This is a genomic window from Bacillus sp. FSL K6-0073 (genome assembly GCF_038006085.1).
Classification (GTDB): Bacteria; Bacillota; Bacilli; order Bacillales; family Bacillaceae_G; genus Bacillus_A; species Bacillus_A cereus.
In genome coordinates, this window is record NZ_JBBOUN010000002.1 from 51,313 (window position 1) to 63,602 (window position 12,290).

Consider the following 12,290-nt stretch of genomic DNA (forward strand, 5'->3'; position numbering starts at 1 on the left):
ACTTTCAATTTAAATCATCTAATTTATTTTTCTATAGTCCATCTTTAAGTTAGCGTTTCCTGATAATTCTAGGTATTCTACTGTAATTTTGTGTACACCAGCAGTCATCGGTATTTTTACTTTACGGATATCTCCTCCATTCGCAATCCAAGAATCAATTACCCGCTTATCGTCAACATATATTCTTACTCCATCATCTGCCTTAGCTTCAAATTCATAATTTCCATTCTCAAATAAACCTAATTTTGTAAATCTAGCAGAGAAATTATCATTAGGGATACTTGGATACGGAGAAGTGCTTCCCCAGTTAAAATCAATATTAATAAATCTATCTATTGACCATTTCCCCCCTTTTACAATTGCATCACCCTTTAAATCTTTATTGGCATAATACTCAGCTGTCCAATGTGGAAATGGCACTGCAGTAGCATATGGCTCGATACCAAATTCCACCTTACTTCCGCCACTTTCTTCTAAGTATTGTACTTCAATAAGGTGAACATCTTTTTCTGTAGACTTGCCAAGAATTGTTGCGCCTGTATTGTCGTCAATAACTATCTTTCGAGCATCTTCTACAAATCCACCACTTCCATGCCAACGATCTATAACAAGTTTGCCATCAATATAAACTCGTAAGCCATCATCAGCTTTTCCACGAATAATATATTCACCTTTAGGTAAACGTTTTACGGTGGTATAGCGCGCAGAAAAATTATCCTTTGGTACCTTCAAAGTTGGAGCGCCTTCGCCATTATCTTCTGCAAGTTTTTGCTGTTGACCAAATGGCTTAATTACTCTTGCATCTACAGGAAGTCCTTGTAAATTCTTATTTGGATAATAATACGCCAACCAATGATCAAATGGAACTACATCAGAGAAGATACCCGCATTCCCTGTCAATTCATGAAAATCTGTATCTATTTTATGCTCTCCCGCTGTTAACTTTGGTAGTAGTGCACGTTTAATTTGTCCAATTGAATCATTATTCCATCCATCAATAATATTCTTACCGTCAAAATTTACTTTAACATAATCATCGGCAAGAGTTTGCATAAAATAATCCCCTGCTTCTAAATGTTGCGATTGATCAAATTTAGCCGAAAACTCATCTTTTTTTTGTCCTTCTGGTGCACCTAATCCCCAATTATAATGAACTTGGCTTGTTTTTTCTTTGTAAACATTATTACTAGATGAAATATCAGCACCTGGAATAACAGCATAAAAATTATCAATATCCGGAGTCCAAACAAGATAATGATCTTGAGGAGTAGACATCCATTCATCATGTACAATTGCTGAACGGTGCCAAACTCTTTCAGCAGGATCAAAGATTTCCTCATATCCTACACCTGTCACAGCATGATTTTTATAAATTGGATGTGTTTGAGTTGTGATAATAGCCGGTCTATTTTTATCTATTTCTTTCTTATATTCCTCAAAAACAGCAGGGTTCACAGGCTTGTTCTTATATTCTTTAATAGTCACCGAATATTTCCCTGTTTTTTCCCAATACTCTTTCGTGCCTGCAATACCATCATTACCAAATGTATTACCTTGGGCATCTGTTTTCATTAATTTCGGTAGCGTATCAATAATATAAGTTTCATAATCTGCCTGATTATTTTTTAGACGTGGGAATCCATTATTTGCCCAATATACAGAAACATTTGCATATGCTGTAGGTAAACACCCATGAGTCCAGTCGTAGTCTGGCACATTCGGTATAAACTTATGATTATAATATGGAGCATTCGCTGAGCGAGTTAACCCATTAATTTTTTTTATATTTTCTATATTTGAGGTAGTGTTCTGTGCATTCGTAAATATATTTATTTCTTCTAATTTTTCCTTAGATACTGATTTTTTAGTGTTCAAATCAATGAAGGAACCTTCTATATCTGATTTTTGCAAATATGAAATAGGTGACACATAAATGCTATTCTCTTTATTAATTGTTTTGAATGGATTAGCACCTTTCCTTGTAGATTCTATTACACCCGGAATCTTTTCGTTACCGCTCACAATAATAAATCCATTTTCCTGGTCTGCTTTTTGTACAACAAAAAGATATGCAGTTATTTTTTTATTTTCGTCATATAATTTTCTATCAAATACCAGCTTACTGTCTTTCCAATCAGTATTAGAATTATTCTGAATAATGTTAAAATAATTCATTGCTTGTTGTGTCGCTTTCTCAATAGGGACAATCCTTAAATCTCCCTTTTCTTCGGCATTGACACTGGTTGTAGTGACGAAAAATAAAAATAAAAAGGTTAAAACGGTATAACTAGTTCGAAATACTTTAAACATACAAAAACTCCTTTTCTATAAAATTTTGAATTCTCACATATGATATAACAATATTTAGAAAAAAGTAAATTATTTTCCTATATAAAAATTTACATATTTTTAAAATTGAATTATAAATATATAGACTACTAAAAAGGGAGGTCCATAAATATGTGGAAGAAAACATTACTTATTTTTTGTTTATTATTTTCTATTTCTTTATCCGAAGGTGGCTTTGCATCTGCTCAAACAATCCCATCAAATGAAATGACTTCAAGTTTCTCTTACATTTTAAAGAGAAATGCCTTAATTATGGCTTATGCTGCTGAAGAGGCTAAAGAAGAAGGCACTTATCCTTGGAGTGTTGGATTGGCATTTGCCGAAAAAGTAAAGCCTGGTGGTGAATGGGATTATAAAACAAAATTCGGAAGAAAAAAACAGTTCATTTACAATGGCTACTTGATGAAAGGTGAAGACTTAGGAAATATTCACTTTGGTTATGTAGCAAGAGCTGGAACAATACCAATTGAACTATTAGCTGATATTGAAGGAGCTTACCAAATCTGGTATAGCGAGGAATTAAAAGGATGGGCTGATAATTATTTTGATCAAGAAAATGATGAAGCAGGTAGAGCATATGGGGTTATTTTATGGGATAACAAATTGCTTCCGAATCCCCAAGATCCACCACCTCCACCGGTGAAGCCTTTTGATCCTAGTGCAGAGAAACAAAAATTTAATGCTTTAACTGTTCAAGAAAAAACTAAAATTCAAGCAGATATACAACGTATCTCTAAAGAATTATCAAAGTAAATATATAAGATTTTGATAATGTAAACTGACCTCATAAATAGGGGTCAGTTTTTTTATATTCCTTAAATATGCAATTATGCATATTTAAGGAATTCAATTGCTATAATATACCATTTATTCTAAAATGTTATAAGATTATGAATTAAGGAGATGCGATATGAAACCTATTATTAAAGGGGTAAGCATGAGTGTTTTAGCAATGAGTCTTTTACTTCCTTCTACTGTCAGTTTTGCGGATGAAAACATTGATTCTAGTCAAGACAAAAAAACTGTTGTCACATCAAAACCACCATCATTAGATCCTGAAGAAGGAAAAAAAATCCTTGAAATCGGAAAGGAAAAAGCTAGGAAAGCTTGGGAACAAGAAAATCAAAAAAATAAGATAAACAGAATGCGACCACCATCTGAAAGCTATTTTCGACCTGTTACACATTTTAAACAAAGTGATTGGTTTTATTGCGGACCAGCATCAGCACGCAGTGTTCTGACTTTCCACAAATCAGATAGTGGATCATCATTTCCAATACCAACTGAAGAACTTCTTGCTTCTTTAATGTTAACAACTAACCAAGGAACAAATTCTCTTAATTTGGCTTGGGGATTAAATGCATACAAAGACAATTATGATTTTGCTGATAGTACCTATGGAGCTATGAGCCCTAGTAGCATTAGGGAACTAGAAGTATTAGTAAAAAACAAATTATCAGATGGAACGAATGTACCGATTGTGCTGACAAATACACAACACATGGAACGTTATAAAAGAGCAGAAAAGAACTATAGGCATTTTATAGTAATTAATGGCTATCATGGTGCAGATAGAACAATGCAAATTGTCGATCCTAATCACAAATTAGATAAAGATGGAAAATCCTTAGGTGGTGTATATGAGGAGAAAGTAGACGAGAATGGAAAAGGAGTAGGAAAAGCCGTTCTAAGTGCAACAGGTGGCAATCCAACATTAGTATATTGAGAAATTTTAAAATATTATTGTTTATTCTATGTCTAGGTATACTTGTATCTTGCAGTCAAAACAAATCAAATATAAAAGAAAAAGAGCTTAATAGTACCTATACAGAATTAAAATTGGATTATGAAAACTATTACATGGCATCTACATCCAATAACAAAATGTACTTACCTGTTTCTGATAATACTAAAGAACGTCTACCTAATAAACTTCTTGCATATAATTTCTCTAATCAAACAGAAGAGACTATATTTCATTCGAAAATGGGTAGCGAGGCAAATATACAAGGGGTACATGCCAATGAAAAATGGTTATTATGGATGGATACCAATGCTATTGGATCAAAAACCATTCTATACGCAAAAAATTTAAGTAATGATAAGGAAAATCAAATCCATAAAACAAATGAAATTATAGAACCTTATCTTTATAAACATTATGTATCATGGATGGAAATTAATGAAGGTCAAAAAAATGCAGATATTATTCTCTATGACCTAGAAACCAATACAAAAACGAAAATAGACACTGTACAATCTTATGATACAGCTAGTACTGCACTTCATATGAATGAAGATAAATTAGTCTATACTAACTCTACTGAAAAACAAACTACCATAAGCACATATAGCTTGAAAAATAAAAATATAAACAAATATGTAGTTCCACAAAATAATGTTTTAGCTCCTAAAATTGTAGGTAATAAAATAGTCTATGTAAGCTTATCTAACGATGAAAAAACAAGTGAAAATTCAATTGAAAGTTATTTCATTTTGGATATGGACTCTAAGCAGGTAACACCACTCTCTATTGAAGGGGTAAATACCCAACAAGGAGATGGGATTGGATCTATGAGTGCAACTATGAATTATTGGGCATTTAGAACTGACAATCAAAAAATTTGGGTATACCAATTTAATAAAGATAGTTATAAAAAGATTAAATTAGATATTCCAAATGCATTTCAATTACGTATGTCAGAAAACGGAGACACCAATATTATATGTGACAACTCAAATACCTTCCCAGAAAAAGTACATGATTCTATTGTGTCCGTTTCATATGATAAATTAAAATCTGAATTTCAAAATAAAAAAACAGAGTCCTATATTAATTAAATATCCGAAACCTATTCTATAATTTAATTACTAAAAAATTGAGTCTATAAAAAAGCTATTTCTTTGAAATAGCTTTTTTATTTCCTTAAATGGCAGCGTTTCATTAAAAAAGAGTATATAGAAATGATAAAAAAACTTAATGCTATAAAAATGTAACTTACATATCAATCATTATCATAGTAGACAAAAAGGCTCACTTCTTATCTTTTTAAAATAAAAAGCTAGCTTTGTCGTTTGGGAATGACTTGATTTTTTAAGTTGGTGGGTGTGAGGTATTTAATTTCTTAGCTTGATGAGTATGGGATACTGCCAGCATTTCTTCTATCTTCTATATTTTTGTTGTAGGGTGTTATAAAATTCTTAAGTTAATAGGCCTTGAGTGGCATACATAGCAGAATTAACGAGTAAATGTAATAATCTCATCAACAGCTTTGATATAACCACCTGCCTCACGGAATGATTGACTAATTTTTTTGGCATTCTCTTTGTAAAGCGAATGCTGCAACACTTCATTAACGGCATGTTTTAAATCCTCTGTCGATAATTGCTGGATATTTAACATAAGTCCTGCGCCAAGTTCGTATACTCGCTCAGCAATCGTATGCTGATCATTTATAAATGGGAGCATAACTAGAGGTACTTCAAAATAAAGTGATTCACTTGCGCTATTCATTCCACAATGACTAATAAATACATCCGCTTGACGCAGTATATCTAATTGTGGAAGATAGTTACCAACAATAAAATTATCAGGTATATCTCCTAGTTGCTCCACTGCTAATTGTTTGCCTATACTAAGTACTACTTTCGCATTGAGATCTTTTAAACCGACGAAACATTTTTGATAGAATTCAGGTTGATTATTAATTATAGTTCCCATAGAAATATAAATCACACGTTCTCCTTTTAATTCATCAACCGAAAAATCACTTAGAGTTCCATTTTCAGTAATGGAAGGACCGATAAAAATATAGCCATCCTTAAAATCCTTGCTGTTTCTTTGGAAATAGCGAGAAGTAAAGACAATATTTAAATCGCCTGAACCCGGACAAAGTAAAAAATTATCAGATAGGGGTACTTCATATTTTCCTTCTAAATATTGTTTCATTTTTGCTATTTCTTCTAATTGCAAAAATGCTTGTAGCATAGCTAAACGCTCCTGTTTTTGTTCTATGTTTCTTGTTCCTGTCAGGTTCATATTTTCTTTTAGTTCTTGTGAAAAAGCAAATGTGGTCCAAGTTGCAATAGATGCTAAACCTCTATGGTGAGCGACCCATTTTCCAGGTAAAGACTGTGCATCATAGAGGATGTAATCGTATGTTTCTTTGGAAATTTCTTCGAAAATGGAATCAGTAATTCTTTCCATAGCATGAAGGAAGTGTAATAAGTACTCTTGAGGATGGGAAGTCATAAGATTCATATTTTCCGAAAGCTCTCTTTGTGTCTCTTGATTGATGGGACGGAATTGTGCGCCTGCTTTTTTGATTTTTTCTTCAAAATCATTTGATGAATAATAGACAATGTTGTCTCCACGTTGTACTAAATCCTAACGTTGGATTTAAGTGTCCTTCTCCACCTATATTGATGTAAAGTGCTTTTTTCATCTTTATCCCCTCCAGTAAATTTGATATCGTTAAATATAAAAGGTGAACGTTTTTTTATTTTGTTTGAATTATAACAAACAAAGTTAATTAATGTCTATTTTATTTTTGGGTATTCTTAATTTTTAGAGGGTGTTTTATTTAGATAACTTGATGGATATGTGGCCATACCCCATCGCTATCAAGCTAAAGTTTTGAAGTACCCTCTAAATGAAATTTTTCTTTCTCTACATAACGTGACCTAATTGATACTACGAAATACAAAAACATCCTGCATGTTTGAACCATGCAGGATGTTTTCTAATCTTTGTTTTTCATAATGTAAGAAACCAGACGAAGGATCTCTAGATATAACCATACTAATGTCATCATAAGTCCTACTGCGCTGTACCATTCCATATACTTTGGTGCTCCACTATGAGTACCATGTTCAATTGAATCAAAATCTAGTAATAAATCTAATGCAGCAACAACAATTACAATTGCACTTATGATAATACTAATTGTCCCACCTTGATGAATATATGGAACAGTCACCCCTAAGATGCTCAATAAGAAAACAATAAAATACATAATAAAAATTCCAAGTGTTGCAACCGTCACAACCGCACGAAACTTTTTAGTTACTTTTACTATTCGAGTTACGTATAACACTAACATTGCAAATAAAATCGAAATTGTTAGTAATACGGCAGTTAAAGCGATAGAATCACCAAAGCGCATTGTATAATATGCTGAAATACTTCCTAATAAAACCCCTTGTAATATTGCGTAAATCGGTGCGCAAATTGGGGATATGCGCGGAATGAATATAACTACAAAAGCGACAATTAGAGTAACTATTATAATTCCAATTAACACGGGTATTTTCATTGTCCCTTGTGTCATCTGTACGTAGGAATAGACAGATGCTGCAAGAAGTAAGATAAGCAAAATGAATGTTTTTACTATCGTTCCGCCAATAGTCATCGTAGAAGCATTTGTCTTCTCTTTATGAAATTTTTCTTTTTTTAATATTGGATTAGATGTTTTCATTATTTCCTCCTAAAATGTATTTTGCGTTTAAAGTGAATTTTTATATCTCTAATTTCTTATTGATAATGCGACCTGTAATCGCTACGAGTATAATTATTAACAAGCAAGTAAAACATAGACCCAAAATAGTAAAATCTTCAATAGGGTAAAATGATGTATCAAAAAAATCATTCTTATCCATGAACCCAGAACTTTTAATAGTAACTGCATATTCCTCTAAATCACTTAACACATTCATTACTATTGTTTGTATTGTTGAAAAGATAGCAACAAAAATGATGAATAAAATTATTTTATTCATCCATGACTTCACTGGAAACAGCCTTATAATGGCTATGATAAAATAACAAGAAATAAGGATACTCATGAAATCGATTCCCCATAAAAGAAAAGCAAATATGTGTTGGAAGATTCCGTAACTATACAACTTGTGATATTCTTGTCGAAATTCTCCGGTTACTTCCCCACCATAAAGATTGGGTTTATAACCAATTACTTTTCCATCATAAAGACTTTGTGAAAAATAATATGAAAAAATTAAGCCTATACCTAATAAAATAATAAACATTAATGTAAAAAATAATAAATTCGTATATATATATTTTCGGGTTGGGATGGCTGTATAACGAATCATAGAATTTTTTAATATTTTATTGAAAGAAGGCAGCGCTATTAGAAGAAGTAAAAATGCAACTATACCAGTTATTATTAGGTATATGAGTAATACTAAATCCTTTATAAACGGAGGTAGTACCCTTGAGAGTCCTATTGTACTAAATAAAAGAAGTAAAGAAATAATAATAAAACCAGAATAAAAGACTGCTATTTTTTTCTATTGCACTTATATAAATAGAGAAAAAGTGAATTCATTTCTCAAAAACCTCCCTAAACAACTCATGTACTGCTTTTCCTTGATGAAAACGAATTTCCTCTACATTTTCATGTAATATAATAGTTCCGTCTTTTAAAAAGATTACTTCATCAAATATATTTTCGATTTCTTCTATTAAATGAGTTGAAATGAGAATGGTACAATCTTCTCGGTAAAATTTAAGAATTAAATCTAGTACATGTTTTCTAGAAACAAGATCAATTCCACCCAATGGCTCATCTAATATATATAACTTTGCTTTCCTGGAGAAAGTTAAGATAAGTTGTAATTTTTCCACTCCACCTTTTGATAAAGCAACTATATGCTCTTCTAATGGCATTTTAAACTCAGCTATTAAGTCCATTGCCTGATGAAAATCAAAGTCACTATAAAAATCCCGATAGAAAACTACAGCATCTTTTATCGTCATCCACTCGTCAAAAACAGGACTATCAGGCATAAATGAAACAGTTTTCTTTGTTTCTATTCCTACCTTCTGACCTTCAATTGTGATAGTTCCTTTAGAAGGATAACGCAAACCAGCAATCATTTTTAATAATGTCGTTTTTCCGCTACTATTATCACCAACAAGACCAATAATTTTCCCTTCAGAAATTGTTGCACTTAAATCTTGAAGCACTGTTTTTAAGTTATATCTTTTCCACAGATTTTCAATTTTTAATAACTCTGTCATTAGTTTTCCTTCCTTTTCTTTTCTAATGAAGAATGGAGGATTGGAAGAATTTCTTCTTTCGTAAATCCTAAATCGTCCATTCCATTTATAAAATTATCAAGCAACTCTGTTGCCATTTCTTTGCGTAGTTCAGTAATCTTTTCTCCTTCACTCGTTACAAATCTCCCTGTTCCTCTTCGTGTCACAGCAATATCTTCTCGTTCTAGCTCTTGAAATGTGCGTTGAATCGTATTGGGATTCACTTGTAATTCACTGGCTAGTTCACGTACAGCTGGGATTTTATCACCCGGTGCTAAACGACCTGTTACAATTTCCTTTTTTATGTATTCCATTACCTGAATATAAATCGGGATATTAGGAGAAAAATCAATTTCCATTTCTTCCCTCCTCAGTATTAGTGTACTAGATGAATAATACACTAATACTGATTGTGTATAAATGGTAATTTTTCCAAACTATATATAATAAATAAAGGATGATATCTGAAAGAAATACGGCCAAAAACCAGTTCTTAAACTCATTACTAAAAACAAAATCCCATAACAAACATTAAATGTCGTTTATAGAAATTTGTTAACGTACGGTAAAACCCAGGTTTTTAACTTAGAAATTCCTTAGCATACGAAGTTCGCGTTTAGTTGGCGCGACCTCATTATTAACTCGTCTATTAATTTAAATGTAGCTCTGTTAATCTCGAAATACACTTTCAACTTACCAACTCTGAATTTTATTTTCATCTGCCTCACTCTCTTTTTTGATTTGATAAATCATTTTAGTTAATCGGACACGTAAATATAATTCTTAGGCTGTTCGACTGTTTTTTATGTAAAAGTAGCAATTGTTCATAACAACCAAAATAACAGTGTTTTGAATGTATCCTTTTGGATATTTATTCGAAATATGAAGAAATGTTATAAACACAGTGATTGAAAGAAAGTAAACTTTTGGGTAAAAGTTTACTTTCTTTTTATTGTATTATTATTGGCTAAGTAGTTTAGAGTTTCTTGTCCTATGTTCAAAAAGTTTAGACTTTCATGTCCCGTTATTGAGACATGAAAATGGATACTTTTTAGACACGAAAGTAGATACTTCTTGAATATCTTTCGTTACTAATATAAATTCCAAATGAATTTTCACTTCACATTTAATAAGGTTTTGCTGAAATGCAAAAAAAAGAGAGCAAAACTCTCTTTTCATTTAATCAATATTATTTTTTAAAATTTAAATAATAAAAAATAGCCAGTTAAAAGAGCGTGTTGTTATATATTTAGCTAAACACAATCTTACCAATATTTAAACCCTATATTAATTTCTTATTCCATTCATTTAACTTATTCATCCTTTTATTTATTCGGTTATAAGCTTCAAATTCATAACCTTTTTCATTTAATCTTTTTATAATCTGTGAGCTGCTACCATCCTGCACTTGCATTCATACCAGATCCCATAAAATTAATAAATAATGGCCATAATAACGGCCATAACGTAAGAAGTATATTTAGAATTATAAGTATACTATATACCCCAGGGAAATTATGATTTTTACTATTTACCAATACTAAAATCGATAATAATATTATGGGTATTAAATATAAAAATATCATTATAAACCAATACCATGTCATTAAAGTAAGACTCAATGGTCCTAATATCTCGTGTACAACTCCGAATGATATTCCTAATGCTCCAAAACTAAAGGTTGTAATTATTGTTTTTAGAAGCACTTTAGCCAATTTTGAATCGTACGTTTTTCTACTATATAGACCTATCACAATATACAACGATAGATATGCCATTAATACACCTATCCAAATCAATAGCCAGTCTGCATCTAACATAAAGATGTCAAACAGCGCCCAACACACCCCTACTATTGAAAAAACAAGGGAAATAATTATATATTTTAAAACTGGTTTCATGTTCATTTCACGTCCTTTAAAAACTTAAGAATACATTATTAGCTTGTATTCTTCTTTTTCTATCGCTTTACTATAGTCTGTTGTATATTCAATAACAGTAATCCCTTTACTTCTAAGTAGATTTTTTTCCACGGTTTCGCATCAGTTGACAGTTTGAAAATTAATATTAATTTATTTTAATTAAATATATATTAACATTATATTAAGTACAAGTAAATAAAATTAATTTAAATTTAATATACTCTACTCATTTAATGGAGATTATTTATATGAACAATATTAATGTTGTTCAAAAAATTATGGCATTTCGAAAAGGTGCAGGATTAACTAGTAAACATTTAGCTGAAATAGCTGATACAACGCCTTCCATGTTAAGTAAGATTGAGCAATGGATCACGAATCCACCCTTACAAACACTAAAGTTAATTTCTGTAGCAATAAATATTCTTTTATTAAATTTTTTCTTGGAAGATACCAATACAGAAGAATTAGTTGTAAGAGCTAACCGAAGATAAAAATAACTTTCCCTGAAAGCGGTAATGTTTCGTATGAGTTATTATCTCCTAATTTAGATGGATCACTGGAATTGGCTTTAATCAATCAGCTACCTCAAACCGCTTCATCTATGGAGCCTGTGGTACATAAAGGTGAAGAAATAGCATTTATTATAAAAGGGCACGTAAAACTATATCTAAATGATGAGGTTTTACTTGAGATCCAGGTGATAGCGGTAAAATACATCACCATTTGCTAGTATTCTTCCATTACTTCTTTTTGAATTATACTCCCTCCTGTTCTCCATACAATATACCTACCTAGATTCAATTTATGTTTTAAATTGTTATTTTTTATCCACCTCAATCAAGCTAGCAAAACTAAATATCATTTTACTTTTTTATTATATAGACTATACTAATTTCTCTTTCCACTTATAGGTTTCGTTTAAGCTAAAAAATATAGCCTCAAGAACGGGATCCTGA

General features: G+C 31.3%; 9 protein-coding genes and 2 pseudogenes. 4 read left to right on the top strand and 7 right to left on the bottom strand.

Annotation, left to right across the window (positions count from 1 at the left end; translation table 11 throughout):
- Positions 1-18: 18 nt before the first annotated feature.
- Complete coding sequence (locus MHB52_RS28340) at positions 19-2,310, bottom strand: PA14 domain-containing protein (protein WP_061663965.1); 2,292 nt, start codon at positions 2,308-2,310, stop codon at positions 19-21.
- A gap of 150 nt (positions 2,311-2,460) precedes the next feature.
- Here MHB52_RS28340 and MHB52_RS28345 point away from each other — a divergent pair, with 150 nt between their 5' ends.
- The 3 genes from MHB52_RS28345 (at position 2,461) to MHB52_RS28355 (ending at position 5,190) form a co-directional block, all read left to right on the top strand.
- Positions 2,461-3,102, top strand: coding sequence for a polymorphic toxin type 44 domain-containing protein (locus MHB52_RS28345; RefSeq protein ID WP_061663966.1), 642 nt, complete (start codon positions 2,461-2,463; stop codon positions 3,100-3,102).
- 157 nt (positions 3,103-3,259) lie between these two features.
- Entirely contained in the window at positions 3,260-4,075 is an 816-nt protein-coding gene (locus MHB52_RS28350; protein ID WP_086400824.1) for a C39 family peptidase, read from the top strand.
- Between the two features lie 134 nt (positions 4,076-4,209).
- Positions 4,210-5,190 (top strand): hypothetical protein, encoded by a 981-nt coding sequence (locus MHB52_RS28355; protein WP_241673066.1) that lies wholly within the window; start codon positions 4,210-4,212, stop codon positions 5,188-5,190.
- Between the two features lie 397 nt (positions 5,191-5,587).
- Here the strand turns inward: MHB52_RS28355 and MHB52_RS28360 are convergent, their stop codons facing one another.
- From MHB52_RS28360 to MHB52_RS28385, 6 genes and pseudogenes are all read right to left on the bottom strand, one after another.
- Positions 5,588-6,712 (bottom strand): macrolide family glycosyltransferase, encoded by a 1,125-nt coding sequence (locus MHB52_RS28360; RefSeq protein WP_340768471.1) that lies wholly within the window; start codon positions 6,710-6,712, stop codon positions 5,588-5,590.
- A 379-nt stretch (positions 6,713-7,091) separates the two neighbouring features.
- A complete protein-coding gene (locus MHB52_RS28365) occupies positions 7,092-7,826 on the bottom strand; it encodes a Bax inhibitor-1/YccA family protein (RefSeq protein WP_061663967.1) in 735 nt (244 codons plus the stop codon).
- Positions 7,827-7,866: 40 nt separating this feature from the next.
- Positions 7,867-8,696 (bottom strand): annotated as a pseudogene (locus tag MHB52_RS28370) (ABC transporter permease).
- Positions 8,693-9,391, bottom strand: coding sequence for an ABC transporter ATP-binding protein (locus tag MHB52_RS28375; RefSeq protein WP_061663969.1), 699 nt, complete (start codon positions 9,389-9,391; stop codon positions 8,693-8,695). The pseudogene MHB52_RS28370 and the gene MHB52_RS28375 overlap by 4 nt, the downstream one beginning before the upstream one ends.
- Positions 9,391-9,768, bottom strand: coding sequence for a GntR family transcriptional regulator (locus tag MHB52_RS28380; RefSeq protein WP_061663970.1), 378 nt, complete (start codon positions 9,766-9,768; stop codon positions 9,391-9,393). Before MHB52_RS28380 ends, MHB52_RS28375 begins: the two co-directional genes overlap by 1 nt.
- A 1,035-nt stretch (positions 9,769-10,803) precedes the next feature.
- Complete coding sequence (locus tag MHB52_RS28385) at positions 10,804-11,310, bottom strand: DUF3902 family protein (protein WP_061663971.1); 507 nt, start codon at positions 11,308-11,310, stop codon at positions 10,804-10,806.
- Positions 11,311-11,579: 269 nt separating this feature from the next.
- Between MHB52_RS28385 and MHB52_RS28390 the strand changes: the two are divergent.
- Positions 11,580-12,048 (top strand): annotated as a pseudogene (locus MHB52_RS28390) (helix-turn-helix domain-containing protein); the annotation flags it as partial.
- Between the last annotated feature and the right edge of the window lie 242 nt (positions 12,049-12,290).

Excerpts from the sequence above, each read along its gene's own strand:
- MHB52_RS28365 (WP_061663967.1), bottom strand. The coding sequence starts at position 7,826 with ATGAAAACATCTAATCCAATATTAAAAAAAGAAAAATTTCATAAAGAG.
- MHB52_RS28345 (WP_061663966.1), top strand. The coding sequence starts at position 2,461 with ATGTGGAAGAAAACATTACTTATTTTTTGTTTATTATTTTCTATTTCT.
- MHB52_RS28350 (WP_086400824.1), top strand. The coding sequence starts at position 3,260 with ATGAAACCTATTATTAAAGGGGTAAGCATGAGTGTTTTAGCAATGAGT.
- MHB52_RS28380 (WP_061663970.1), bottom strand. The coding sequence starts at position 9,768 with ATGGAAATTGATTTTTCTCCTAATATCCCGATTTATATTCAGGTAATG.
- MHB52_RS28375 (WP_061663969.1), bottom strand. The coding sequence starts at position 9,391 with ATGACAGAGTTATTAAAAATTGAAAATCTGTGGAAAAGATATAACTTA.
- MHB52_RS28340 (WP_061663965.1), bottom strand. The coding sequence starts at position 2,310 with ATGTTTAAAGTATTTCGAACTAGTTATACCGTTTTAACCTTTTTATTT.
- MHB52_RS28355 (WP_241673066.1), top strand. The coding sequence starts at position 4,210 with ATGGCATCTACATCCAATAACAAAATGTACTTACCTGTTTCTGATAAT.
- MHB52_RS28385 (WP_061663971.1), bottom strand. The coding sequence starts at position 11,310 with ATGAAACCAGTTTTAAAATATATAATTATTTCCCTTGTTTTTTCAATA.